The organism is Maribacter sp. Asnod1-A12 (assembly GCF_045063735.1).
GTDB lineage: Bacteria > Bacteroidota > Bacteroidia > Flavobacteriales > Flavobacteriaceae > Maribacter.
Genome location: NZ_JBEFNZ010000006.1, coordinates 435,403 through 461,284 on the forward strand (window position 1 = coordinate 435,403; position 25,882 = coordinate 461,284).

Sequence of the window (25,882 nt, forward strand, 5' to 3'; positions counted from 1 at the left end):
TTAGATAAACATTATTTACAAATATGCAAAATGTAAGTTTTATGTAAAGCCCTTGTGAAACGGTAGCTTACAGTTGTCTCTTCATACAGTAAATGATAAAATTTAATTTTCGTTATGTTTGTAAGAGAACACATATAAATGGATGATTACCTTATTGGAATAGGAAAACGAATCAAAGAAATTCGTAAAAATGGAAATTTGACTATTAGTGAAATTGCCATAAGAGCCGGTGTAACTGCCGGACTCATATCTAGAATAGAAAATGGCAGAACAATACCTTCTCTACCTGTTCTTTTAAAAATTATAAGCTCTTTAGATGTTGAGGTAACCGATTTTTTTGGTGGACTACCGCAATCTAATGGTGCTAACTTTATAGTTTCTAGAAAAGAAGATAATTCTACTATAGAAAAAGAGGATGATGCCGAAGGATTTTCATATTCTTATATTTTCGGAAAACAACTTAATAGTATTGGGTTTGAAGCAGTTTTACTTCATGTTCACCCAAATTCTAAAAGAGAAAAGGTAAATACAGATGCTTATGAGTTTAAATATATGCTTTCTGGTGAATGCTATTATATAATCGATACAGAAGAAGTGCTTTTAAAAGAAGGTGATTCTATTTTCTTTGACGGTAGAATTGCACACGTGCCTGAAAACAGAAGTAGTAGCACCGCAACCATGCTCGTATTGTACTTTTTTATTTAATCCCTAAATAAAAGTATCGAGAACCTTAGGAATACCCATGATTCTCGATACATTTTATTTTTAATAAATTTTCGCCAATAACTATTTAAAAATTAATCAAAAGCAATTAGATTTTTTAAATCTACTAAACTATCTAGCACATAGGTAGGTTTTGCGCTCAACAATTGTTCACGCGTATGAGCACCCGTAGTTACACCTATTGTCACCCCACAATTTGCATTTCTACCTTCTTCTATATCTATAATAGAATCTCCGGCTTTTAACACATATTTTTCTTCTTGAACATTACTTTTCATCATTGCTTCTAATATCATATCAGGATTTGGCCTACCCAATACAACATCATCGGCAGTTACTAAAATGTCATATTCTTTACCTATAGACCATTCCATTTTATCTAATAAAAATTGAGCGATACTGGTATCATAGCCTGTATTTAAAGCTACTTTTATTCCATTACCCCTTAGAGTATGAAGCATTTTTTGCACCCCATCGTAACTAGTAACACTCAGTTCGTTATACGCTGTAGTCAACAACTTTTTAAAATCTTCAAAAATAGAGGCAGACATAACGTTATCAACACTACCGATATCAGCGGCAATAATGTCTTTTATCGCTTGATGTTTTTCTTTACCCGCGCCATGTTCCAAAACAAAATCTAGAGTTAATTGAAAGCCTCTTTCATTAATAGCTTTTTGTAAAGTTTTGTAAACGACGTTATCTTCATTGACAACGGTACCCGCCATATCAAATACGGCCAATTTTATTGTATGCATACTAAAAATTAAAAATTTGATTAATGTTATATTTTGCAAAACCTGCGCTCCCTGTCATACCTTTTCCTCCAATACCGGTAACTATATGAATATTTCTATCTATGGTTCTTTCAAAAATATCTGAATTTTTACATTGAGAATACATACCGAACCAACGCTGATCTATTTCATAAGTAGGTAATTGAAAAATCTCTTTAGCCTTGTTGACCATAAGATTATCAATCTCCATATTAAGATCAAAACCTAAATCATCTATGTTCTCGGCATCTGCATATTCGTGTGAATCACCTAATATTACGCTACCATCCATTGCCTGTTTAAAGAGAATATGTACACCCCATTTCTTTTCAAGACTATCAAGTGCTTCTTTTGACTTTATTTTCAAATAGGAAGGGCACTCGGCAAAAGCTTCGTAACGTCTTATCGATAGACCCGTTAAAATAGATCCGCTAAGTTTAAAATTGCCTTGAGTTCTTGTTTGCATCATTTGTAACTTAGAAATCTCAAGATCACTAGTAGCAAACAATTCCGGATATAAGGTTTTAAAATCACTACCGTTACAAATAATCACCTTAGATGATAATAGGTTTTTACCATTCGCCATTTGCGTACTTACCTCATTACCTAAAGCATTACACTCAATGACTTTAGAATTGAAAATAATACTTACTCCTTTTTTTTGGAGGTATTTATGAATACGCCCGATCATGGTACGTGGTTCAACAGTAATTTCTTCTGGAAAGAACAGTCCTGCTTTTACATATTTCTCGTTAAGCCCTGGGTATTTGTTGAGGCATTCTGCCTTTGTAAACAAAATAGAGGTATAATCATTAGCTCGGTTAATTTCACGTAGCTCTTCGATCAGTTGTACTTCCTCGTCATCACTAGCCAAATAAATTGAACCTTCTTGCCTTACGGTAATATCAAATTTGGCGTGAATCTTCTTATATATTTTCAAACTTTGACGACCATATTCTTGCCATTTGGTATTCATACCAGAAGGTACTACTTGACCAAAATTACGAACCGTAGCACTTTTAGGCATATTATCCTTTTCTAACAATACCACTTTAAGTCCTTTCTTCATGGCTTGATAAGCATGAAAAGTACCTAATACCCCACCACCTACTACCACTAAATCATAATCTATATCAGCCATTTATAATTGGTATTTTAATTTCAATTTTAGAGTGAGTTTTTTTATATTTCTTCTGAAAATATACTATGGAAACGATAGATATAACAACCCCCAAAATCGAAATTAGGTAGGTTGACCCCATAAAAAATTGTAGCCATGAACTATTAGATTGACCAAAATTCTTATAAAGCAAAACACCCATACTCCCTAAATAACCAAAAGAATCTGCTATATAAATTAAATAACCTGCATTACCTTCTATTTTAAAGGTGGCTATCATTCTATCAAAAAATATACAGTTGAAAGGCACATAACACGCGTATAATCCAAACCCTACAAACACCATCCAATAAGCAGGGGACATAGCTCCTTGCTGAAACAAAAATGTAGACGCACCTACAAGTATACTTGCCAAAATCAATAGATAATGAAACCCCATGAATGCCTTGAAATTACTTTTTACAACTGAGAACAATCCTAAAATAACAAGTACTAAAAATGCAATAGGAAGTTCAGATAATGTATAGATTGATGCATCGCCGGCATAGCCTACACCGTCCCATAATTCTCTAGAGAAATTATCCCTAAAGTCTCGCAATGCGGTCAATGCCGTGTAAAAGATTATTAAAACTATAATTGGAAATGAAAATCGCTTCAACACTTGATTTCGATCCGCAGCACTCATAGGTTTTCTTTTTTTTCTAAGCAGTATATCTTCTTCAGTAGGTGCCGGAAGCTTTTTTAGAAAATACAAACAGATAAAAAAAGGAATCAAAAAAAGCCCACCCGTAGCAGCTGGCATCCAAAATTCTGATATATCGTAGGTTGTCATCAGCCATAGCCCAACGGACTTTACCGCACCACTAGAAACTATAAAGCTTGAGCAAAGAATAACACTTAAAATCTCAGTCATTTTTCGACCTTCAAGATATGAGAAAGTGATACCCCAGATCATACCAAGGGAAAGTCCGTTTAAAAAAAAGAGTATGAAGTTATAAGGCTTTGGTATAAAACCGAATAAAACGAGTGTTAGCTCTGCAAATAAAATCATACCGGTTAAATAGGTTACACGGTTCTGTGCTTTCAAACCTGAAACGACCCGAATACCTATAAACTTAGAAAGCATATACCCCACAACCTGTGCTAAAATGAGGAGTATCTTATAATCGATACCGAAAACCATTTCCCCATCAAAAGTGGCCACAGAAAAAGGTTTTCTAAAAGCGTACATACAAAAGTAGAGACCGAACGAAGCAAAAGCTCCATTTAAAAGAACTCTCATATTTAATTTAGAAATCTTAAATAATTTCATTTGTTTACTAATAGTCAATTATACAGGCAATATTCTGTAATTATTTACTATTTGTAACTTTTTTAATGTTATCAGATGGTTATAAAAAGTGATAGATTAAGTTAAACCTCTAGTTTTTGGAGGGGATTGTTGAAATGTATTTAACTAGTTTAAATCGATTTTGAATTTCTCAGACTCCTCCCCATTCATCTGTTTTTGAAAAATTTTTGCAAATTGCTGCAGAGGAACCAATGTTTTATGCTTGGATCCAGAAAGCAAGGCATCAAACAAAAAATGATATGCTTTCAATCTTGTAGCGTCAATATCTTTCAAAGCTATTTTATCGGCATTTCTAAAACGATAAAAATCTAAAATCAAATTTTCCCCTGTCCAATTATCAAAATCATTTATGGCAAGGTCCTTATTTTTCAGTTTTATTACTATTTCCCTTTCAGATAGCTTCTCATTATATATTTGCGTTACTATTTGCCATCCGGTTTTACCAACTAATAACTCTCTAATATGTTCTGGCCAATCTGTAGGTAATAATCGCCAACGTACTAATTCTTGCAAATGTGTATTGGTGAATTCTCTGTAACTGTTAGATGATAAAATGGTATCATCCCATAATCTATCAGGAAAATTATCCTTTAAAAAATTATACTCCACCTTATAGTTCTTAAAAAAAGAATTAAAAGAAGCCACCGAATCCAACACAATAGTTTCCACTTCCAAGCTATTTGAATTCCCTATAATAATTATTTTATAGGCAGGCGCATAAGCAGCCAATGATGGGGTCTGAATATTCGTTAATGTATTACCTTTTTGGGTAGTTATGACACCTGTATCATTTAAATGCATATGCCCACCGACATGTACTTTTAATCCCATATCCGCAAACATTTCACCTACCACCTGATCGGGTACACGATGTGCTTGAAAACTTTTGGCACCGAATAACTGTTTCATTTCATCGGTAGCCCCGTCATTGAAATCGACCATAGGGTAATGACTAAATGCAATTAAGGTCTTACCTAAACGATTGGCATTTTTAACAACCTTTTCCGTCCATTCTAGCAAATATCTTTTATGTTTCAATACTTCATTATATCCTATTCCAGAACCGTTAAATCCGTCACCATTTGATTTTGGCGTATACACATTTGCATCAATAGCCAAAAGCCAAATACCTTTAACAGGCTCTACCAAATAGCTTACGTCTGGCATTGTTTTTAAAGATTGACCTTTAGCAGTACTCGTTCTCTGATCCAATTTAGATGCCCATACGGCTTTATCATAAGTAAATTGTTCATAGGTATATACAGAAAAAGGAGTTTCCCAGTAAGTGAATTGTTTTTGTGGAAAAAAGCCATAGTCTTTCAATTCCTCTAAAATCTCTTTATAACCCCATTCTGCAATTTCTTTTGAAATTACTGTAGGTTTCTCCCCGTTTGAGTTTGACGTATATAATTCATCATCACTCATAATAGGTTGTAATCGACCATCGTTAGCAAGAAAATCGCGCTCACCGCCTTGTTTACCATAGGGTCTAGTAGGGTCATGATTACCGTTTACCATAAAGAAAGACACGTCATACTTCTCAGCATAACGGTCCATTATTTTCTTTAACCCCTTAATATGCATTGGCTGGCCATCATCACTAAAATCACCAGGCATGGCAATGATTTTAATTCCTCTTTCAACAGCATCATCTAATGCAGCTTGAAAAGCGAAATAATTTTCATTGAACAATCGGGTAGAATGCAATTGCGATTCCATGGAACGTATGAGTACATTCTTACCATTTACGGTATCGGTATATACACCTGCACTTAAATCTTTCAATTCAGGATATACATCTGCAAAATGAACATCGGCCATAAAGGCAATTTGAACTTCATTCTTTATAGTTTGCGAACTGCACCCCAAATGCATCATTAGAACAAATAAAAAGGATATAAAACGCTTCATACTTTGAGATTAAATTACGAGAACAATTATAATAGGAAAAGAAAACGGCAAGAATTTACATTCTTACCGTTTCCAATTAAAATTAGTTTTCGATTAATATCCTGGATTCTGATCCAAGAAACCATCTATACCAGAGGCACCATCAACGGCACTTTGTGGTATAGGGAATAATCTATGATTGACATCAGTATCGGTTTTTTCTGTCCAGCTATCTTCATATTTTCCAAAACGTATTTGATCTCCTCGTCTAAACCCTTCCCAATAAAGTTCAAAACCACGCTCACGAAATAAGGCATCCGTATCTATAATAGATAAAGAAAAGGGAGTTTGTTCTGGGCGTGCCGTTCTAGATGTTCTTACCGTATTCACATCTGCCAAAGCACCAGCGGAATCGCCATTTCTTAATTTAGCTTCGGCTCTCATTAAATAAACCTCAGCCAATCTCATCAATACCAAATCAACACTACTATTATCGTTACCGTTTGGTGAGGTACGGCTAAATTGATATTTAGAAACTCTATACCCTGTATGATGTAATGATCCTTCGTTCGAAAAATCTATTTCTAAAGTGTGATCTACATACCCTATATCTCGTGAAGGACCGTTTCCTTTTATCTGTCTTACAGGTAATATTTTAACCGTACCATCTTCACAAGTAAGAAACTGACCATCATCACCTTTTCTTGGTCCCCACTGTATACCGCGAAGAATACCTCTATCCATTTCAAAAGCAACATCTTGTATACAGTAAAAACTATCTTCAGTCTCTGTCTCCAATAATTTTTCACGACCTTCCAAATCTGCCAATTGTACAGCTGGCACCAAAGTATTTAGTTGATAAAAACGAGCATCTGCTTCTGCTGGATCTACATCACCATAGGCATCTACCCAAGTCTGGTAAAAATCTGAAGTTATAGCAGGTCCGTCAGTACCATCTGCACTTGGCCATTCCGGTCTTGGAAACATTGACCCCGCAATCGACCAATACGCCCATCGGCTATGCTCCCCTGTTAACACCCCACGTTGATCCAAAGCAAATATCAATTCAGCATTTGAATGGTTTTCATCATTAAATAGTTCAAAATACTCCGGCGATAAAGAAAAACTTCCAGAGTCTATGATATTGCTAGTATATGTTATCACCGCATCCATATCGGATTGAGTAAAACCAGGCGTACCATAAGGATCACGGTATACCGCTGCGTTCAAGTACAATCTTGCCAAAAATCCGTACACGGCAGAACGTGTCATTCTACCAGGTCCTTTATCATCATTAATCACATCAACAACAGACAACAACTCACTCTCAATATAATCAATGGCGTCTTGCGTTCTCAATACCTCAGAAAGTTCTTCAGATGATTCCTTTTTAAGTACGATACCCCAACTATCTAACAACAACATGTTCAAATAAGCCCTTAAAGCTTTCATTTCATACAATGCGCCTGCAGCTTCTGCATCTCCTTCATCCGCTAACGGAGTCAATACTTCAATTGCTGCCAAGGTTCTAGAAATATTCGTAGTAAGCTCATTCCACCCACTGGCAACCAAATCATTCGTAGGGGTAAAATTATGGCTATGTGCCGCCAAAAATTTACCACCATCAAACCAATCTGTTCCACCTCTATATGGCAGTATTGCCTCATCTGAGGGTATAAGCTGCAGACCATAATAATTGGTATGCCTCCATGTCCATGAAATATAACCGTAAGCAGGTGCAATAGCTCCGCTGACAACTTCCGCCTGGGCACCGGTCAATGATTCATCTAATAATTCTTCCTCTAGATCCGTACAGCTCCATGTCAATAAAGTGACAAGAAACAATGACGCTATAATTAATTTATTTTTCATTTTGATAGTTTTTTTATGTTAAAAGGATACATTTAAACCAAACAAGATGGTTCTTGAATTAGGGTAAGTATACCGGTCAATACCAAAAGTTTGTACACCATCTATTTCACTACCTGTGTTCACTTCTGGGCTATAGCCCGTATAATCTGTAATGATGAACAAGTTCTGACCTGTAAGTGTAAAACGTATATCGTTCACATAATCGCCCAAGCCAATTTTACTGGCTAGTAGGTTATACCCCAATGTTGCATTATTCAATTTTAGGTAAGCTCCATCTTCCAAATATCTCGTTGAAACCTCGTTGGAATTACTAACATCTTCGTTTGGAAATTGAATAGCGAAATCTGTAGTATTCAAGTTTCTGCTCAATTGCCCTTTTGAAAAAGAAGACATTGCGGTATGGTTATAAATTTTATTACCAGAAACCCCATTGAAGTTAAAACCTAAATCAAAATTTTTATAATCAAAATTCAAATAAAAGGCATAGGTGAAATCTGGCAAAGCACTACCTGCGGCAATACGATCATCATCTAAAATTTCACCATCACCGTTAACATCTCTGTATTGATTTAAACCATCATCACCAATACCGATAAACTCTTTCATATAGAAAGTACCAATAGATTCATTATTTAAGTAACCATTGATCGTAGCACCGGTTTGACCGCCACCTTGTGCGGCACCCGTGGTTATAATAGCAAAGGGAGAATCTGTCACTTCGTTTTTTATAAAAGTAGCGTTACCACCAATATTTAATGAGAAATCTTCACCGATCATTGTTCTAAAATCCAATGCAAATTCAAGACCAGAGTTATGTATTTCCAAATCTTCGAGATTGGTCCATATTTTCTCGGTTGGCTGAATTGGATCTACTCTATTGGCGAACAAAACTACATCTGTAGTCACCTTATTAAAGTAATCTATTGTGCCTGTAATCTTATTGTTCAAAAAACCATAGTCCAAACCAATATTGGTCTGTGTAGCTACCTCCCATTTCAAATTAGGGTTTGCTGTACGCGCAGGTACCGTACCAAAAGGGTAACCATCTAAAGTAGTGGCACTATCATCTAAAGGATAGGTATCATTATCGCTCTTACTATCAATATAACTCGCCAACGACACTTTATTATCTATACCCTCTTGACTACCCGTTTGCCCCCAGCTAGCACGTAACTTTAAGTTGTTTACAACTGTACTTTCTGCCAAGAAATTCTCTTTACTAATATTCCAACCTAAGGCAACAGAAGGAAAATACCCGTATTTATTGTTCTCTCCAAATTTAGAAGACCCGTCTGCACGCATGGTTGCCGTTAGTAAATACTTGTCTTGATAATCATAATTTACCCTACCAAAGAAAGACTGTAGCTCATTTTTCTCTGCCGTTGAGAACATGCTCGTTGGATATTCTTGACTACTGATCTGATCTTGGTATCTTGGGTCGATATCATTATCAGCGAAACTTTCCAACTCAAAATACTTTTGCTGAAAGAACACTTCCTGGTACGAATGGCCTACCAAAATCGTTGCCCCATGATTCCCTTTTTCAAAAGTATAGGTCAACGTATTATCTACCTGTGTATTTTGGTTGGTTGTGATCCATGTATTTAAATACCCTTGATTTAAATCTTCTAACAAAGCATAAGGTGCACGTTGCTGATCTCTATTCGTAGAAGAATAATCTACACCTAAATTCAATTTATACGTTAGCCCCTTTACAATCTCTACAGATGGGGAAATATTGGCTAGAATACGATTGCTGTTAGACTCGTCTGCATAAATTTCATTACGTATCAACGGGTTTAATCTATTATCATCCAATATCGTTGGTTCTCCATTCGTGTATAAAGGAATGGTAGGATTTAACTCTAACATATCTGTAACCGTTGCGCTAGCATCTGGTCTATTGTTCAATGTCCTGGTAGCGGAAAGATTAAAATCAACGTTTAACTTACCATCTAATGCTTTTTGATTTAAGTTTAAACGACCAGAGTATCTTTTCAAAGAACTATTTGCAAACGTGCCTTCTTGATCATCAACCCCAACCGAAGCATAATAGTTGAATTTATCTGAAGCACCACCGCTCATAGAAAAGTTTACATTTTTAGATATCCCTGTTTGTGTAAGTTCATCTTGCCAATCGGTATTTGCACCGCCATCAACCAAGGTACCACCAACAGCCGGCACTTGTGTTCTAAACTCATCTGCAGTAAACACATCTATTTTATTTGCCAATGTTGCGAAAGCAGTTGATACAGAAACATTCATTTCCGTTTTACCGGATTTTCCTTTTTTAGTAGTAATCACAATAACCCCATTTGCAGCTCTTGCTCCATATATGGCAGCAGCAGAAGCATCTTTCAATACATCCATAGACTCAATATCTTGCGGATTGATGAAATTTAAAGGATTGGAGGCTACGCCTGTAGAAGTATTATCAATAACAAAACCATCTATAACAAATAAAGGTGAAGTACCGGATCTGAAACTGCCGATACCACGAATAACGATATTTTGAGAAGCACCAGGTTCACCACTTACCGAAGTAATGTTAACACCGGCAACCTTACCTTGTAATAGCTGACCAGGATTGGCAACTACACCCTTATTAAAGTTTTCGCTCTTTACCGATGCAATAGAACCGGTAACATCCGATCGTTTTTGAGTACCGTAACCAACGACCACAACATCATCTAGCTGGGTAGCATCTTCCGCTAACTGAACAGTCAACGTAGTTTCACCTTGTAGTGCTATTTCTTGAGTTGTAAAGCCCAAATACGATACTTCTAATACAGCATCGCTCTTGACGTCTATGGTGAAGTTACCATCAAAATCTGTCGTAACTCCGTTCAAAGTTCCCTTTTCAAGTACAGTTGCACCCACCAAAGGAACACCGCCTTGATCTGTTACCGTACCATTTACAGTGAGGAACTCAACTTCTACTACTCTCTTATATACTTTTGGCTTAACCGTAATAGAAATGGTTTTGTTAATCCTTCTAAAGGTTAAATTGGCATCTTTGGCCATTAGCTCTAAAACCGATCTTAAAGACACGCTTTCATAAGCTATATTGTAGGTATTCTTAAGCCTACCTACTTTGCGATCATAGACAAAATTAAAATTCGTCTGATTTTCGATATCATCTAAAATATCTAAAACCGATGCGCCTTTTACGGCAATATCCACTTTATAATTTTCTAATTTTTGGCCCCTAAGGTCAGCTGCAAGTATGGGATTCAGCATCGCCATGATTATAAGGAGACAAAACGTATTGAATGTCAACTTGATAAATTGTTTATTAGTTAGCAAATTCATAATTTCACATAATGTTTAATGGTTGTTTTTCTTTAAATAATCGTTGAATAATCGACAGTCTGTTTTAGCTCGCCAAAGTGTTACAGGCTGTCTTCTTTTTTAAGTTTACATCATAGATTGGTTTTTTGATTTATTGGTTGTTAACTCTACATTTTCCTTTGATCAAAATGGTATTGTTTTTTAACGGCTTAAAAGACAAGTCTTTTTTCACATATGCGATACTTTCTAAAACATTAGATAAGGTTTCATTATCAAATGAAGCTGTAATATGACAATCCAATGGTTGATCATCATGTATTACAAAGGTTACTCCGTACCACCTCTCTAACATACCTAGAGCTTCTTTAACCGTTATATCGTTGAATTTTAATAGTCCTTTTTGCCAATTATTCAAACTGTTTGTATCTACATCATTCTTTGATATACTATCGGATTTTTTATGGAACACTCCCTGCTCATTTGGCAAGAGGTATACTAAACTGTTTTTAGCACCTATTTGCACTTTACCCGTAGCCACGGTCACTGAAATATCATCACTTTTTGGGTAGGCATTAATATTGAATGATGTACCCAAAACCGTAGTACATAGATCGCCTGATTTAATAATAAAAGGCTTATCAGAATTCTTGGCTACATTAAAAAAGGCTTCTCCTATTAAAGTTACTTCTCTAGTGTTGCCAATAAATTTTTCTGGAAATGAAATGGTACTTCCCGAATTCAATTTTATCTCAGTTCCGTCAGATAGCACAAAATCTTTTCGTTTACCCCAATCTGTAGTTTCAACTATTTGTGAAACGGTTTCAGGCACTTTATTATCCGTATTCAGACCAAAGTAGGCGACAACCCCAAGGTTGATAATAACTGCAATTGCTGCCGCTACTTTTAGCCACAATTTTTTCGACTTCTTATTTTGCTTACTGTGTATTCTATGCAACAGATTTTGACCCAGTTGTTTTTTATGGCCATCGGTTTTAAATACACGATCTCCATTTTCAATAACTAATGAAGCATCGAACTTTTCTAAAAGCTTTTCCTCATTGGCTGTAATGGTACCATTAAGGAACTTGGTCATGAGTATTTTTACTTCTTTTTCGGTCATTATACTATCGTTACAATGACAAGTACCGAAACCGAAGGGGTACGCACACTCAAAAAAACAGTCTTAATGGTTACTTAACAAAGCAACCTTTCACTTAACTTTTAGGTAATGAAAAGGAAACTAAAGAAAGGAAAACAACGTTTTTGCCACTGCAAGTTCTTTACGTAATTGACGTAAAGCATAAGAAATTTGATTCTCTACAGAACGTTGGGAAATATCTAATTGACTGGCAATCTCCTTATTGTCAATATTGTTAACTCGACTTAGTCTAAAAATTACCTGACATCTTTTAGGAAGGTTGGAAATAACACTATTTATTCTAGTAGATAATTCAATGACATCATCATTTTGATCAACTTCTGATGTAACTGAAACAGATTTGGCAACTTCCAATTGGATCTTATTAAACTTTTGACCCCTTAAATGATTGTAGCACTTATAACGAATGGATTTATACAAATATGATTTCAAAAAATTGACTTCCACATCTTGTCTTCTTTGCCAAAAATCGATCCAAATATCTTGTACTATATCTTGAGCCTGACTGTCGTTCATAAGAATTGAGCAGGCATAGGAATACATAGGCTCCCATAATTCGTTGAACAATGTATTGAATGCTTTTTGATCTGATTTCTTAACACGCAAAACCAAATCTTCAATTTCAATAGTATCCATGCCCTCCTTTTTCATAGTTCACAAATCTCCCTTAAATTAATTGAAGTGATATTATAACATTGTAAACATTAGGTAAAATGATCTTTATAGCTCAGGCTTTAGATAGTTGCTAAAAACTACTTCGTTGTAGATATATCCAATACACTTAATAGCTTTGCGAAAATTTCATTATTCTCGTACACCCCTTGAAATTCTTGTGACATTGGTCCGTATGCAAAAACAGGAACCATAACGCCCGTATGGTCATCGGTAGTGAAATCTGCCTCAATCTCATGTAATTCTACATTACCTTGGGGTATGGTCAATCCGCCAGTTTCATGATCTGCTGTAATCACTACTAAAGTATTTTGACTGGCATCTGCAAATTTTATAGCTTCTGCAACCGCTCTATCAAAAGAAATACTTTCAGTTACTACTCCTTTAATATCATTGGCATGACCATAGCTATCGATTTTTGCACCTTCTACCATTAAGAAAAAAGGTTTCTCTTTGTTTAGATACGAAATTCCATTTTTAGTAGCCAAAGCTAAATTTTGAATATACCCCGATAAGTCCTTTTTATCGGTATTGAACCATGCTCCAATTTTTAGTTCTGTACTTGCTGCAATGGTATTGATATCTGTTTTCAATACAAAACCGGCTTCTTCAATGTTCTTTACAGCTGTAGTTGGTTGAGAAATAAACAGTTTCAATTGAGAAGTTTGCAAATCCGATGCAATTTCTGCCGCCATTCCCCTATCTGATCTATGCGCATAAAAAGAAGAAGGTGTTGCACCGGTAATCTCATCAGTAGTAATAATGCCTGTATTGAAGCCTTTTTTAGATAAAATTTCGGTTAGATTAGGGATAGGTTCACCATCTACATTGGTTCCTATTGCCCTGTTATTTGTTTTCTCACCAGTAGCTATAGCCGTACCAGCACCGGCAGAATCTGTAGTAAAATCATCGGCAGATTGTGTCTTAATCAACCCAATACTCTTTATCTGTGTTAAAGAAAGTGACCCGTTATTTGCTAAAACCGTAGATGATATTTGTGTTAGTCCATTACCATCACCAATCAATAAAATGATATTCTTTGGTGAGCGCTGTGCTTTATCCGATTTAAAACTTGGATGGTAAACTTCAGAGAAAAAGGAATTTTGCACCACCCTATCCTTTAAAGAAGAAACATAAGCTACACATTCATTGGGCTTATCGGTATTAATAAAATCGACACCCATGTTTACAAAAGCTTTCCAGGCGGATTTAGAATCGGGTGTAGCCCAAAATCGAAAAGGCTTCTTTAATTGATGTGCTTGTGCTATAACTTCTGTTACCTTATTATAGTCTTGTGAGGTAAGCCTGCCTTTACCGTTCCATTCAGAATAGTTCTTAAAACTTACACTCACCAAGGCAATTTTATCAAGTACTTCTGTATCAGTTACAGGTTGTAGACTTTGATAGTCGAAATAAATATAATTTGGATAATCTACATATTCTTCTAATGCCGGACGGTTGCCAGAGATGACAATTTTTACATCCTTATTGCTGATTATCGACGGATACTTTTTTAGACTAGCTACAATAGCATCTAAAGTTTTATAGGCATCGGTCTTTACATCGATTAATAATTGCAAAGATCTATTGGCAGACAAATTTAAATCTAAAGCTTCTTGCAACGGATTTAAATAGAGCCTCTCTAATGTTTTATTTTCTTGTATTTCACCTTGTTCATGGGCAACCATTAACTTTCCATTCTTATAAAAAACATCTACTTCAATTGACTGCACCTCTGCACCAAAAGCTTTCCAAAAGGGAATATTTTGTTTATAATCGTTATGGGAATGAACTTTATAATCTTGGGCAACACCTACAAACATATTTATAAACAGTAAGCAGGCTATTGGTAATTTTAAAAATCTCATATTTCAATTGTATAAGTATGGAAGTTTGGTCAACAAGTATAAGGTTTAGTTATACCTTAAGAATATTTAACAGATTGCAAAAGTGAGATCTAAATTTCATAATTATCTTAAGTTAAAGTCAAGTAAACATTAAGTTGTTATGAAAATGCTCATATCTATTTTATTATTTTGGCAAGCTGAAAGACTTTTTTATTTATTTTTGAAAACTACCATACCACCAATGACCGAAAATATAAAACAAATGTTCAGTAAAATGAACGACGAAACTCGCGAAGAAGCATTAGAGTGCTTAATGGGCGAATTCAACTTGGAAAGTACTAAGTACGCAAAGAAAAATTGGATTATAGGAGGGCGTATTCCAGAAGAAAACCAAGAAAAAATAGTTCGTATTTTTCAAAATCTACTTAGAACACAAGCATTTAAAATAAAGGAAATAAAGGTCAAGCTTTAAAATTCAGCTCTTTAATATTTCACCAACTTCAAGCTTTAATGCTACTCCGCTAGTTTTTAAAGCAAAAGATTTTTCGATTAAATATTGCAGGAGTTGAGCACCTTGTTTGCCACTAAGTCCGTCGATATGAATATTTGAAATACAATTTCTACGCTCATCCGTAAATCCTATTTTTGGTTTATACGTGGTGTAAATACCCATACTTTCAGGTGAGGACAAACCTGGTCTTTCACCAATACATACAGCTACAAAATCTGCACGGTACAATTCCGCTACGGCATCACCTATAGCAACTCTCCCTTGTTGAACAAGTGCAATTGCGAAAGAATAATCTTCATTTATATTTGGCAAAAGATGGTTTAAAACTTTAAAAGCGTTGGTATTTACCGCTTTTGCCGAAAGTCCGTCAGTAATGACAAAAACAATATCGACCTTTTCAGTCTTTTTTAAATTAGTACTGAAAAGTAACTGCCTACCAAGATCGGGTCTTTTTAAATACACAAGCCTGTCGCTTGCTTCACTATTGAATATTTGATATGGTATTGCTTGTTCTTTACAGTTTTGTGATAAACCGTCAACATCTAACTTGGTTACAATAGCATCCTTTGCCATTGCATGTGCATGTTTTAAAGCAAGTACTTCGCCCAACGGCAATCCAGTACCCACATTGCCCAGAGCTACTCTCGCCTTAGTGTGTTTTTTTAATTGTTGCCATTTATTGGCTATGGATATATTCTTACTCATAAATTCAACAACAATTTATTCGTATCACCCACACTACGCTTATTTCCCAATTCATCAACAATACCCATATTCAACAACCAAGCTTCAAACTCCGGTGCTGGCTTTTTACCAAGAACTTTACGTAAATACAATGCATCATGAAAAGAGGTAGATTGGTAGTTTAGCATTATATCATCTGTACCGGGTACACCCATAAAAAAATTACATCCGGCTACGCCTAATAAGGTCAATAAATTATCCATATCATCTTGATCGGCATCTGCATGGTTGGTATAGCATACATCCATACCCATAGGTAGCCCCATAACTTTGGCACAAAAGTGATCCTCCAATCCTGCACGGGTAATCTGTTTTCCATCAAATAAATATTCCGGACCAATAAAACCAACCACCGAGTTCACCAAAAAAGGATCAAAGTGTCTAGCGACCGCATAAGCCCTTGCCTCCATTGTTTGCTGGTCAACACCATGATGAGCATTTGCAGATAAAGCAGACCCTTGACCGGTTTCAAAATACATACATTGATTACCAACCGTACCTCTCGCCAAAGCTAAAGTAGCATCATGAGCTTCCTTTAAAATTTGTAGATCGATACCAAAAGAACTGTTGGCCTTTTGCGAACCGGTAATGGATTGAAACACTAAATCTACCGGAGCTTTATCCATAATCTTTAAAGCCGTAGTTACATGGCACAACACACAACTCTGAGTAGGTATTTCATATTTTAAACGAACATCATCAAGCATTTTCAATAGATTAATAGTTACACTAGGACTATCGGTTGCGGGATTAATACCAATAACCGCATCTCCACAACCATATAACAATCCGTCTATCGTACTTGCTAAAATCCCTTTCATATCATCCGTTGGATGATTGGGCTGTAACCGAACGGAAACATGACCTTTTAAACCGACCGTATTTCTAAAACGGGTAATTACCTGAATTTTGGAAGCAACGGCAATTAAATCTTGATTACGCATTAGCTTACATACGGCAGCAACCATTTCTGGAGTCAATGCCTTGCTAACTTCTAAAACATTTTGCCCAGATGTAGTATTTTCTAGCAACCAATTTCTAAGGTCACCTACCGTAAAATGAGAAATATTATCAAAAGCTTTGACATCATGGGTATCGATTATTAAACGAGTAACCTCATCTAATTCATAAGGAACTACAGCTTTATTTAAAAAAATTTTTAGGGGCAATTCACTCAACACATACTGAGCCGCAATTCTTTCCGTATTACTAGCTGCTGCTAAACCCGCCAAAGCATCGCCCGATCGTAACGGACTCGCTTTTGCCAAAACAGATTTCAAATCATCGAAAAGATAATTCTGTTTTCCCAATGTAAATTGATAAGCCATGTTAGTTTTTCCGGATTAAAAATACATACACCAAGCTACAAGCAATAAAAATAACAAACGCCGTGAATTGAAGGTATGCAAAAGCCAATACACAAATTAGCGAAATAATTACAGCAGTCATAGCACTAACGGTTGAGAAAATAGGGTTAAAATCTGAATGTCGATACCAATCGAACTCAGGTAACGATGATAATACCGAGGCTTTCTTTTTTCTTAACACTAATAATGATGCGCTAACCGCCAAATACATACATACCGCCCCAAATACCGACAGTTCAATTAAAAACCCTGTTTGGCTACTCCAAATAGCAACAAGGCTAATAATAAAAACCAACGCAGAAGCAACGGCTCTTTTAGAAACCCCTTTGATTTTTAAATCTGGCAGCAAGGGTTCTAGCTGCGTAGTAGCAGCAAAAGCAATTCCTTGTAAAGAAGCTATGAGCCCAAATAAACCAATAAATGTAAATAGTTGCACTAAAAAATTCTCTTTGCCCAGAATCAATGCCATAGATGCCGGCATTGGGTGATTTTCATTCAGTATATCCAAACTCTCTGGCAATGTCCAATCTATACCTCCAGCGGCAAGGAATAACACCAAAAGCGCCAAAGTCAATAAGGTAAAAAAAGCGAGATTATACCCCTTGGTAATCGTTTTTCTAAACCCCTTTCTATCGATTGATTTGGTCATAAGCGATATTCCTTCAATGGCTAAAAACAACCAAATAGCATATGGAATAGCTTGAACAAAACGCTCAACATCTAATGACCCTACTCCTGAATTCATCAGATTTTCTATCTGAAAAGAGCCAACGACCGAGCCTTGATACAAAAATAATTCTGCAATGGCCAATAAGGTCAAAATCACTAACAAGCGCACCCCAACGTGCATTTCAAAAAGGTTTATGATAGAGAAAAACAATATAAAAAGTGTAGCTATCCAGGGAGACATCGTTAAATCATCTAATAAAAACCCTAAATATTCACCGAGAGAACTGGCAATTGCAGGAGTAGCAAATAAAAATTCAAAGAGAATAGCTAACCCTACAAAATAGCCCCATTTCTGACCAAAAGCTTTTTCCACATACGAATGCGGACCATTAGCATTAGGGTATACACATGCCAATTCAATTAAATTTTGCACTAGACCAAAGTACATTAAAGCCGCAACTGCCACAGGAACAAAAAACCATAATGGTCCGGTAATGGCCCAACCTAAATTCCAGCCGAAAGATTCACCTGAAATTACCATCCCAACACCAATTGCCCAAATGGCAAAAACTCCAATTTTGTTAGAAATGGCAGGCTTTTCGGTAATCTTCATTTAAATATGAGTAAGGTGATGAATACTAACGCTCACCTTAAAGCTAAGATTAATTATGACAAGATGTATACCCTACATATTTATTAAACTAGAATTTACATAGAACTATGAAATCGATAAAAATAATAGGTTGATTTTCAAATACCAATAATTATAGACTGCAGAATAATCTTTCTCAGAAATAAAACTATGGCACAAAAAAACCGATACACTATGAGGATGCACCGGTTATTCAACTAACTCAAACTTATTCTAAACTCGATGCAAAGATGCATTCATTTATTAAGTTCAACTTTACCTTAACATCAAGGTAAGTTTAAATTCTTTGCACTTTTTAAAACTTGTTAGAATAATAGTTAATTAGAATTCAACTTTTATATAAATCCAAATACTTACCATAATTATTTTGAATATACCCTTTAGTGGGTATTGTTCAGAAAGTTGACTTCCTATAGTTTTATACCAATATTTAGAACAGTTAATTGAGTTAGTTGTTAGTTGTAATAATCCGTCCTCCCCACAAGAGGGCGGATCTTAACTGAATAAAATGCAGAGACAAAAAGAAGAACTTCAAATTTTAGCACGAATAGGAGAGCGAAAAATTAAAACGTTGAAGACAAACTATGAGCTAACCGAATCTGAATTATTACACATTATTAAACTTCATCATAAAAGAGGAAAACAAAAAACTACCGAACTTTTAAAGACATTGAATATATTTTAGACCAAGCCCTTCATGGAAATTGCCTATCAAAATCGGGGGAACTAGAGAAGCAACGAAAATGAAGGGCTTGGTTTTTATTTTTTTCTTAAAAAACCAGTTATTCTTACATAACACATAAGTTAATACGCTAATAAATATATCGATAGTTATTATCAACAAGGGGTGTTAATAACATTAACGTGCATTTCATCGAATAAAATCAACTTTTCGTCGTTAATGAATAAAGTTTAAATATTTTCGGAATGCGCTAATAAAATAGCGAGATAATTTTTATCACCAATTACATGAAATTACACCCTACCAAAACCTTTTTCGTCCCTATAGCAGCTGTTATTTTTCTATTAAGTTTATCTTCTTGCGGGAAGGACTATGATCTTGTTTCAGAATATGTAGTTAGAGAAAACGCTGAAAAAGTAATTACAAAAAATACTTCAGATAATAATAACTTTGAAGTAACGAGCAGTGATAAGATAGTTGCCGTTAGTAATTAATTACACTAGACTAATTATAGATTTTAGTTGGTTTTGGCTAACCGATAAATCTTTATTTTACCACATAGACAGTTAGATAAAATCTAACTACACTCATATTCAAAAAGCAATTCTCTTGCTTTTATTACTATTTCACAGTAAGGGTACACCTATCTTTTTCTATAACCCTTCAGGTTACATAATTAATTAAATAATCAATTATCATTTAAATCTTAAACCCTAAGAGGATACAACTATATTATTGCATTTTCTACTAACTTTGCAGTACTAAATACATTCTTCTCTTTTTGTACACGATAATTGACATAGAAACTACCGGAAACGGTATTAAAGGCAATCGCATTACCGAAATCTCCGTATTTAAATATGACGGACATGAAGTTATAGATGAGTTTACCTCCCTAGTAAATCCTGAATGTGAAATACCTGCTTTTATTACTGGACTAACAGGTATTGGCAATGACATGGTACGCAATGCTCCATTGTTAGAAGAAATTATTCCACAGATTCTAGATATTACCAAAGACACCATTTTTGTAGCGCACAGTGTCAATTTTGACTATAATGTCATCAAAAATGAATTTAAACTTTTGGGATATGACTTCTCTAGAAAGAAATTATGTACGGTTCGTTTATCCAGAAAATTATTACCTGGCTATAACTCTTACAGTTTAGGAAAATTAACAGCAGCATTAGGAATACCCCTAACTGATAGGCACCGCGCCAGAGGTGATGCACACGCCACAGTCTTATTGTTTCATAAATTATTGAGAGCGGAAAATGCAGACACGGTTTTTAAACAATTCTTGAATTCAAAATCTCAAGAGGCTACTTTACCTCCTGGTTTACCAAAAGAAGAGTATCTTAAGCTACCAACAACCGCAGGTATATATTACTTTAAGGATCAAAAGGGAAAAATTATTTATGTGGGTAAAGCCAAGAACATAAAAAAACGAGTTCTTGGACATTTCTACGATAAAAAGACAAAAGAAATCACCCTTTGTGCAGAAACTGCTTCGTTAGATTTTGAGGAAACTGGTAATGAGCTTATTGCTTTATTGAAAGAATCAGCTGAAATTAAACACTACTACCCTAAATATAACAGTGCTCAAAAAAGATCTATTCAACAATACGGCATTTTCACATATGAAGACCGTAATGGCATTATACATCTTGCGTTCAATAAAATAAAGATGACTCCTAATCCGGTTGCTATTTGTTATAGTCCGACCGAGGCCAGACAGTATTTAGAAACGCTATGCAGCACTTTTGAGCTTTGCCCTAAGTATTGCCATTTACAAGAAAATGTGGCAGTTTGCTCGCACTATAAAATAAAGCAGTGCATAGGTATTTGTTCTGACCTAGAAATGGCAGAAGAATACAACCAACGCGTTCAAGAGGCTTTACAAAGTATAAAAGACGTTGCTTCCACGCTGGTCATAAAAACCAATGGAAGAACATTGGATGAAAACGGATTTGTGGTCATAAGAGAGAATAATTATGCCGGTTACGGGTTTGCCCCTATCGATGTAGCTATTGAACAAATTGAAGACCTTGAAATGTTCATTACACCACAAAAAAATACGCTGGAGACCCAGCGTATTGTTGAAAGCTATGTACGAAATCATCCTACAACTGTATTTGCATTATAACCTGAAGTGATTATAAGGTTGTAGGACAAACGTAATCCGTCTTTTCTAAATCTTCATTTTTAAGTGCACCATATCCACCTTTCACATCAATTAGGTTGTGAATTCCCCTACTTTTTAAAATAGACGATGCTATTACAGAACGGTATCCGCCGGCACAATGTACCAAGAATTCTCCCTTATCAGGAAATTCAGATAAATGCTTATTCAGTTCGCTCAACGGTGTATGAACAGCCCCTACCAAATGCTCACTTAGGTATTCCCCATCTTTACGAACATCAAAAATACCGACATTGCCTTTATCGATTAGGTCTTTGGCTTCTGATGAAGTAATCGAGGTTATTTGGTCTATTTCTTTACCTGCCGCTTTCCAAGCTTCAATACCTCCTTTTAAATATCCAATAGCAGAATCAAAACCTACACGCGATAATCTGGTGATTGCTTCTTCTTCCTTTCCTTCAGGAATCACCAATAACAAAGGTTGTTTGGTATCGGCAATTAAATCGCCCACCCACGGAGCAAAATCACCATTAAGTCCGATAAATATGGATCTTGGTATATGACCTTTTACAAATTCATCTTGATGTCTTACATCCAACACCAAAGCTTCCGTATCGTTCGCTGCTTTTTCAAACTCATTGGGTGACAACTCAACATTACCACGATCAAGCACATCACCAATATCCTCATAACCTTCCTTATTCATCTTTACGTTCAAAGGAAAATATTTAGGCGGTGGCAACAACCCGTCGGTTACTTCTTTTACAAATTCTTCTTTGGTCATATCTGCCCTTAAGGCATAATTCATGTTTTTCTGATTGCCCAAGGTGTCCACTGTTTCCTTCATCATATTCTTACCACATGCAGAACCTGCTCCGTGCGCAGGATATACAATAACATCATCTGCCAACGGCATAATTTTAGTTCGTAAACTATCAAACAGCGTACCTGCTAATTGCTCTTGCGTCATGTCTGCAGATTTCTGTGCTAGATCTGGTCTTCCTACATCACCCAAAAATAAAGTGTCTCCAGAAAAAATCGCATGGTCTTTACCGTCTTCATCTCGCAACAAATAGGTAGTACTCTCCATAGTATGTCCTGGTGTATGCAACACCTTGAACGTAATCTTACCCAATTTAAATTCTTGTCCGTCTTCGGCAATAATAGCATCAAAAGATGGGTTTGCGGTAGGACCGTAAATTATAGGCGCACCAGTTTCCTTTGATAAGGTTACATGACCGCTAACAAAATCTGCATGGAAATGTGTTTCAAAAATATACTTGATTTTTGCATTGTCATTTTCGGCTCTTTTCACATACGGACTCACCTCACGCAATGGATCAATAATCGCTACTTCACCATCACTCTCAATATAATATGCTCCTTGAGCCAAACAACCAGTATATATCTGTTCTATATTCATTCTACACTTTTTTATTTTTAAAATATCTCTTCACCTTTAAGGTACGAGATTTATTTAATTTAGGCTTCTTTTTGCTCTAGCCATTCTGCTATTTTCATAAGCTACTTTTGCAGCCAATAATGAAATTTCATTTGGATTCTCGAAAAAATCAACGGCTTCTTTCGTTTTAACGAATAAAAACTCTCGCTGTAATTCTTTAATGATTCCCGTATTAAAAATGATATCTCGTGTTGGTCCTATTGCTCCTGCAATAAAAAATTGAAGTCCTCTTTCACGAATATCATGTATTAACTTCGATAGCATATCTGCCGCGGTAGCATCTATATAATTAATGGATTCAGCATTCAAAATAATACCTTTTAACTGAGGTCCCTTTGCTTTGATATGCTTTAATAACTGCTTTTTAAAATATGCTGAATTACCAAAGTACAATTGCGAATCGAATCGAACTATTAAAAGATCATTACGTACCACCACCTCATCTGCAAAACGAATCACATTTTTGTAATAGTCGGAATTACCGATATTACCAATCTCTACAAAATGCGGTTTAGATGTTCTATACACCATCAACAATAAAGAACACAAAACGCCGATTAAAATTCCTTGCGTAATCCCCACAAACAGCGTAATCAGAAATGTAATCAACATAACAAAAAACTCATCTTTACGGTTGAGCCATAAATGTTTAAAGTAGGCAATATCTATTAACTTTACTACAGAAACCATGATGATGCTCGCTAAAATAGCATTTGGCAAATATTTAAATAAGGGAGTTAAGAACAGTAAGGTCAATACCACCAATATGACACTAAAAATTGCAGATAAATTGGTTTTTGTACCAGCGTCATAACTTATCGCAGACCTAGAAAAACTTGCCGTTACCGGATAACCTTGAAAAAAAGAACCCACAATATTTGAAGAGCCCAAGGCTATTAATTCTTGATTCGCCTTAATTGTATCTTCACCCGTTTTATCTTGTAAAGCTTTACCAATTGATATCGCCTCTAGATACCCTACCAATGCCAATGCAATGGCAATAGGCGCCAATTGCTTTATATCTTCAACATCTAAAGTTGGTATTACAAAAGATGGCAATCCGCTAGGTACATTGCCTACCAACTTAATACCATAATTCTGCAATTGAAATACATAAACGACAATAATCCCCACCACTACTATAATTAATATACCGGGAATGTTTCTATTCCATTTTTTAAAACCTAACAACAGCGCTATACCCACAAGACCGATACCAAAATCTACCCAATTAATTGTTCCTAGTGCACTAAATACATTATACATAGTTTCATAGACCACATTACTACCGGGAACGGAAATACCTAATAAATGCTTCAACTGACTGAAAACTATGATAATCGCTGCTGCAGATGTAAAACCGCTAATTACGGGTTTAGATAGAAAATTGACCAAAAAACCCATGCGTAGAACACCAAGCAAAAACTGGATAACACCTACCATAAGGGCAAGTACCACCACCATTTTTATGTAATTCTCTACTCCCGTAATTGCCAATGTTCCTAAACCAACAGCTACAAGTAAAGAATCCATTGCAACGGGACCAACCGCTATTTTTCTTGAAGTTCCTAAAATTGCATACGTAAGTACAGGAAATAATGAGGCATATAGACCGTGAACAGGCGGAAGCCCTGCTATCATAGCATATGCCATACCTTGGGGCACCAATACGATACCCACGGTAAGACCTGCCAACAAATCTTTTATAAAATTGGCTTTCCTATAGGTTGAAACCCATTCCAAAAAAGGGAAAATGTTTTTCACACAGCAAATTTAATCATTTCAAAGCCCCTGAAAGTTTTGTAACACTACTTTATATACTTAAAAGTCTATTAAATTCTAACGCCTTTTCTACCCAAAAATCTAGATCATCTTCAATGTCGAATCCATCTGGACCAACGAATAGAAAACCGCGCAAGGGTTTGCCCGTAAAGTCCATTGGTTTGCTACCGGGTTTATTTAGGAGTTCTTCATATTTGAGCTTACCAACACGCACCATTAGCTTATCTTCTTCGCTTTTTTTGTCGAACATGATACCAATACACATTTTACCATTGACCATAAAAATGAGTCCACCCATCATTTTCTTTTCGTCCAATTCGCCTTTTCCTTTTAGACGTGGTCGTACTCTATCTGCCAAATACTCGCTATATGCCATCGCTTAGAATTTGAATTCGTTATCCTCTAGTTCAGGGTATTTGACCTCATCAGCAATTGAAGCTACATTTCCCGCATAGGTCTTACCACGAAGTTTACCCACTGTATGCGCTTGTAATTCCACATCATTCTCCCTATTCAGAAGCGCAGTCAATTCTTGTTCAAAGTCCGTATTTTGAGATAACCACTGCTCTTCCACATCTTCAGAAAGCATTAAGGGCATACGAGGTTCTTTCAATTTTGGGTTATTGTGAATTTTTGCCATCAATCCATTACCTAGAGTCGTTACGATAGAAAAAGAATTGACGATGCCACCATGTTCAGGGTGAATCCATTCAGACCATAAGGCAGCCAAAGCTAATGGTTCATTATTTTTTCGGTGGATGAAATACGGGTATGTTTTCTTATTACAATGTTGATGCTCGTAAAATCCGTCGACATAGAGTATGCAACGCTTCTCACTGGCTGCATCCCTAAAAGCAGGTTTCTCAAAAATGGTTTCTACCCGAGCGTTCAAGGTACTGTTCCAAATTTTCTTTTGTTGTTCAACACTATTTACCCAATGCGGAATAAGACCCCAAGTAGCTACCATAGGGTAAAACGGGTCTTCATTAGTATAGATTAAAACCTCAGGATGCGAAAAGCCCGATGCATGATGAAGCGGCAAATTGGTCAACGGTCCCAGTTTTTCAACAATCTCTTCGATTGCCTTTAAATCTTGATTCCGTTTTGCCCTTTTTAACTGCGCCTCTAAGCTTGTTTTTACATCATAACACATACACCCAATTTTCGCT

General features: G+C 35.8%; 21 protein-coding genes. 5 read left to right on the forward strand and 16 right to left on the reverse strand.

What is annotated here, in order from left to right:
• Positions 1-138: 138 nt before the first annotated feature.
• Positions 139-705: a helix-turn-helix domain-containing protein gene (locus ACJJVP_RS01850; RefSeq protein ID WP_405410326.1), complete on the forward strand. Its 567-nt coding sequence runs from the start codon at positions 139-141 to the stop codon at positions 703-705.
• Positions 706-797: 92 nt separating this feature from the next.
• Here ACJJVP_RS01850 and ACJJVP_RS01855 read toward each other — a convergent pair whose 3' ends face one another.
• The 9 genes from ACJJVP_RS01855 to ACJJVP_RS01895 all read right to left on the reverse strand — a co-directional run bounded on the left by ACJJVP_RS01855 (position 798) and on the right by ACJJVP_RS01895 (position 14,722).
• Positions 798-1,481, reverse strand: coding sequence for a phosphonatase-like hydrolase (locus ACJJVP_RS01855; protein ID WP_405410327.1), 684 nt, complete (start codon positions 1,479-1,481; stop codon positions 798-800).
• Position 1,482: 1 nt separating this feature from the next.
• Complete coding sequence (locus ACJJVP_RS01860) at positions 1,483-2,640, reverse strand: TIGR03364 family FAD-dependent oxidoreductase (protein ID WP_405410329.1); 1,158 nt, start codon at positions 2,638-2,640, stop codon at positions 1,483-1,485.
• Complete coding sequence (locus ACJJVP_RS01865; protein ID WP_405410331.1) at positions 2,633-3,931, reverse strand: DUF5690 family protein; 1,299 nt, start codon at positions 3,929-3,931, stop codon at positions 2,633-2,635. The genes ACJJVP_RS01860 and ACJJVP_RS01865 overlap by 8 nt, the downstream gene beginning before the upstream one ends.
• A 144-nt stretch (positions 3,932-4,075) precedes the next feature.
• The gene (locus ACJJVP_RS01870; protein WP_405410332.1) at positions 4,076-5,881 is read right to left on the reverse strand and encodes a metallophosphoesterase; all 1,806 of its coding nucleotides are present in this window, start codon (positions 5,879-5,881) and stop codon (positions 4,076-4,078) included.
• A gap of 93 nt (positions 5,882-5,974) precedes the next feature.
• A complete protein-coding gene (locus ACJJVP_RS01875; RefSeq protein WP_405410334.1) occupies positions 5,975-7,732 on the reverse strand; it encodes a RagB/SusD family nutrient uptake outer membrane protein in 1,758 nt (585 codons plus the stop codon).
• Positions 7,733-7,750: 18 nt separating this feature from the next.
• Positions 7,751-10,972 (reverse strand): SusC/RagA family TonB-linked outer membrane protein, encoded by a 3,222-nt coding sequence (locus tag ACJJVP_RS01880; RefSeq protein WP_405410336.1) that lies wholly within the window; start codon positions 10,970-10,972, stop codon positions 7,751-7,753.
• Positions 10,973-11,174: 202 nt separating this feature from the next.
• Positions 11,175-12,143 (reverse strand): FecR family protein, encoded by a 969-nt coding sequence (locus ACJJVP_RS01885; protein ID WP_405410337.1) that lies wholly within the window; start codon positions 12,141-12,143, stop codon positions 11,175-11,177.
• Between the two features lie 120 nt (positions 12,144-12,263).
• Positions 12,264-12,833 carry an RNA polymerase sigma factor gene (locus ACJJVP_RS01890; RefSeq protein WP_405410339.1) on the reverse strand — a complete coding sequence of 190 codons (570 nt, stop codon included), beginning with the start codon at positions 12,831-12,833 and terminating at the stop codon, positions 12,264-12,266.
• Between the two features lie 101 nt (positions 12,834-12,934).
• Entirely contained in the window at positions 12,935-14,722 is a 1,788-nt protein-coding gene (locus tag ACJJVP_RS01895) for an alkaline phosphatase (RefSeq protein ID WP_405410340.1), read from the reverse strand.
• Positions 14,723-14,861: 139 nt separating this feature from the next.
• Here ACJJVP_RS01895 and ACJJVP_RS01900 point away from each other — a divergent pair, with 139 nt between their 5' ends.
• Positions 14,862-15,173: a hypothetical protein gene (locus ACJJVP_RS01900; RefSeq protein WP_405410342.1), complete on the forward strand. Its 312-nt coding sequence runs from the start codon at positions 14,862-14,864 to the stop codon at positions 15,171-15,173.
• A 3-nt stretch (positions 15,174-15,176) separates the two neighbouring features.
• On the opposite strand, the gene eutC is transcribed toward ACJJVP_RS01900, so the two are convergent.
• Genes eutC through ACJJVP_RS01915 form a run of 3 tightly spaced genes read right to left on the reverse strand, consistent with a single transcriptional unit; the run spans position 15,177 to position 18,605 of the window.
• The gene (gene eutC, locus ACJJVP_RS01905; RefSeq protein ID WP_405410344.1) at positions 15,177-15,917 is read right to left on the reverse strand and encodes an ethanolamine ammonia-lyase subunit EutC; all 741 of its coding nucleotides are present in this window, start codon (positions 15,915-15,917) and stop codon (positions 15,177-15,179) included.
• A complete protein-coding gene (locus ACJJVP_RS01910) occupies positions 15,914-17,284 on the reverse strand; it encodes an ethanolamine ammonia-lyase subunit EutB (RefSeq protein WP_405410346.1) in 1,371 nt (456 codons plus the stop codon). The genes eutC and ACJJVP_RS01910 overlap by 4 nt, the downstream gene beginning before the upstream one ends.
• A 1-nt stretch (position 17,285) precedes the next feature.
• On the reverse strand, positions 17,286-18,605 hold the full coding sequence (locus tag ACJJVP_RS01915) for an amino acid permease (protein WP_405410347.1): 1,320 nt from the start codon (positions 18,603-18,605) through the stop codon (positions 17,286-17,288).
• Between the two features lie 547 nt (positions 18,606-19,152).
• On the opposite strand from ACJJVP_RS01915, the gene ACJJVP_RS01920 reads away from it, so the two are divergent.
• The 3 genes from ACJJVP_RS01920 to ACJJVP_RS01930 all read left to right on the forward strand — a co-directional run bounded on the left by ACJJVP_RS01920 (position 19,153) and on the right by ACJJVP_RS01930 (position 21,472).
• Positions 19,153-19,329, forward strand: coding sequence for a hypothetical protein (locus tag ACJJVP_RS01920; protein WP_405410349.1), 177 nt, complete (start codon positions 19,153-19,155; stop codon positions 19,327-19,329).
• 284 nt (positions 19,330-19,613) lie between these two features.
• Positions 19,614-19,820: a hypothetical protein gene (locus ACJJVP_RS01925; RefSeq protein ID WP_405410351.1), complete on the forward strand. Its 207-nt coding sequence runs from the start codon at positions 19,614-19,616 to the stop codon at positions 19,818-19,820.
• 287 nt (positions 19,821-20,107) lie between these two features.
• A complete protein-coding gene (locus ACJJVP_RS01930) occupies positions 20,108-21,472 on the forward strand; it encodes an exonuclease domain-containing protein (RefSeq protein WP_405410353.1) in 1,365 nt (454 codons plus the stop codon).
• Between the two features lie 10 nt (positions 21,473-21,482).
• Here the strand turns inward: ACJJVP_RS01930 and ACJJVP_RS01935 are convergent, their stop codons facing one another.
• Genes ACJJVP_RS01935 through ACJJVP_RS01950 form a run of 4 tightly spaced genes read right to left on the reverse strand, consistent with a single transcriptional unit; the run spans position 21,483 to position 25,866 of the window.
• Entirely contained in the window at positions 21,483-22,892 is a 1,410-nt protein-coding gene (locus tag ACJJVP_RS01935; RefSeq protein ID WP_405410355.1) for a rhodanese-like domain-containing protein, read from the reverse strand.
• Positions 22,893-22,946: 54 nt separating this feature from the next.
• Positions 22,947-24,695: a SulP family inorganic anion transporter gene (locus ACJJVP_RS01940; RefSeq protein WP_036152258.1), complete on the reverse strand. Its 1,749-nt coding sequence runs from the start codon at positions 24,693-24,695 to the stop codon at positions 22,947-22,949.
• A gap of 49 nt (positions 24,696-24,744) precedes the next feature.
• Complete coding sequence (locus ACJJVP_RS01945) at positions 24,745-25,089, reverse strand: TfoX/Sxy family protein (RefSeq protein ID WP_405410357.1); 345 nt, start codon at positions 25,087-25,089, stop codon at positions 24,745-24,747.
• A 3-nt stretch (positions 25,090-25,092) separates the two neighbouring features.
• On the reverse strand, positions 25,093-25,866 hold the full coding sequence (locus tag ACJJVP_RS01950; protein ID WP_405410359.1) for an SOS response-associated peptidase: 774 nt from the start codon (positions 25,864-25,866) through the stop codon (positions 25,093-25,095).
• Positions 25,867-25,882: the final 16 nt, after the last annotated feature.

What these genes read in the sequence shown, in the direction of transcription:
- ACJJVP_RS01920 (WP_405410349.1), top strand. Translation starts at nt 19,153, where the DNA reads ATGCAGAGACAAAAAGAAGAACTTCAAATTTTAGCACGAATAGGAGAG.
- ACJJVP_RS01910 (WP_405410346.1), bottom strand. Translation starts at nt 17,284, where the DNA reads ATGGCTTATCAATTTACATTGGGAAAACAGAATTATCTTTTCGATGAT.
- ACJJVP_RS01875 (WP_405410334.1), bottom strand. Translation starts at nt 7,732, where the DNA reads ATGAAAAATAAATTAATTATAGCGTCATTGTTTCTTGTCACTTTATTG.
- ACJJVP_RS01860 (WP_405410329.1), bottom strand. Translation starts at nt 2,640, where the DNA reads ATGGCTGATATAGATTATGATTTAGTGGTAGTAGGTGGTGGGGTATTA.
- ACJJVP_RS01915 (WP_405410347.1), bottom strand. Translation starts at nt 18,605, where the DNA reads ATGAAGATTACCGAAAAGCCTGCCATTTCTAACAAAATTGGAGTTTTT.
- ACJJVP_RS01880 (WP_405410336.1), bottom strand. Translation starts at nt 10,972, where the DNA reads ATGCTGAATCCCATACTTGCAGCTGACCTTAGGGGCCAAAAATTAGAA.
- ACJJVP_RS01855 (WP_405410327.1), bottom strand. Translation starts at nt 1,481, where the DNA reads ATGCATACAATAAAATTGGCCGTATTTGATATGGCGGGTACCGTTGTC.
- ACJJVP_RS01950 (WP_405410359.1), bottom strand. Translation starts at nt 25,866, where the DNA reads ATGTGTTATGATGTAAAAACAAGCTTAGAGGCGCAGTTAAAAAGGGCA.
- ACJJVP_RS01945 (WP_405410357.1), bottom strand. Translation starts at nt 25,089, where the DNA reads ATGGCATATAGCGAGTATTTGGCAGATAGAGTACGACCACGTCTAAAA.
- ACJJVP_RS01900 (WP_405410342.1), top strand. Translation starts at nt 14,862, where the DNA reads ATGAAAATGCTCATATCTATTTTATTATTTTGGCAAGCTGAAAGACTT.
- ACJJVP_RS01865 (WP_405410331.1), bottom strand. Translation starts at nt 3,931, where the DNA reads ATGAAATTATTTAAGATTTCTAAATTAAATATGAGAGTTCTTTTAAAT.
- ACJJVP_RS01935 (WP_405410355.1), bottom strand. Translation starts at nt 22,892, where the DNA reads ATGAATATAGAACAGATATATACTGGTTGTTTGGCTCAAGGAGCATAT.
- ACJJVP_RS01890 (WP_405410339.1), bottom strand. Translation starts at nt 12,833, where the DNA reads ATGAAAAAGGAGGGCATGGATACTATTGAAATTGAAGATTTGGTTTTG.
- ACJJVP_RS01895 (WP_405410340.1), bottom strand. Translation starts at nt 14,722, where the DNA reads ATGAGATTTTTAAAATTACCAATAGCCTGCTTACTGTTTATAAATATG.
- eutC (WP_405410344.1), bottom strand. Translation starts at nt 15,917, where the DNA reads ATGAGTAAGAATATATCCATAGCCAATAAATGGCAACAATTAAAAAAA.
- ACJJVP_RS01925 (WP_405410351.1), top strand. Translation starts at nt 19,614, where the DNA reads ATGAAATTACACCCTACCAAAACCTTTTTCGTCCCTATAGCAGCTGTT.
- ACJJVP_RS01850 (WP_405410326.1), top strand. Translation starts at nt 139, where the DNA reads ATGGATGATTACCTTATTGGAATAGGAAAACGAATCAAAGAAATTCGT.
- ACJJVP_RS01870 (WP_405410332.1), bottom strand. Translation starts at nt 5,881, where the DNA reads ATGAAGCGTTTTATATCCTTTTTATTTGTTCTAATGATGCATTTGGGG.
- ACJJVP_RS01885 (WP_405410337.1), bottom strand. Translation starts at nt 12,143, where the DNA reads ATGACCGAAAAAGAAGTAAAAATACTCATGACCAAGTTCCTTAATGGT.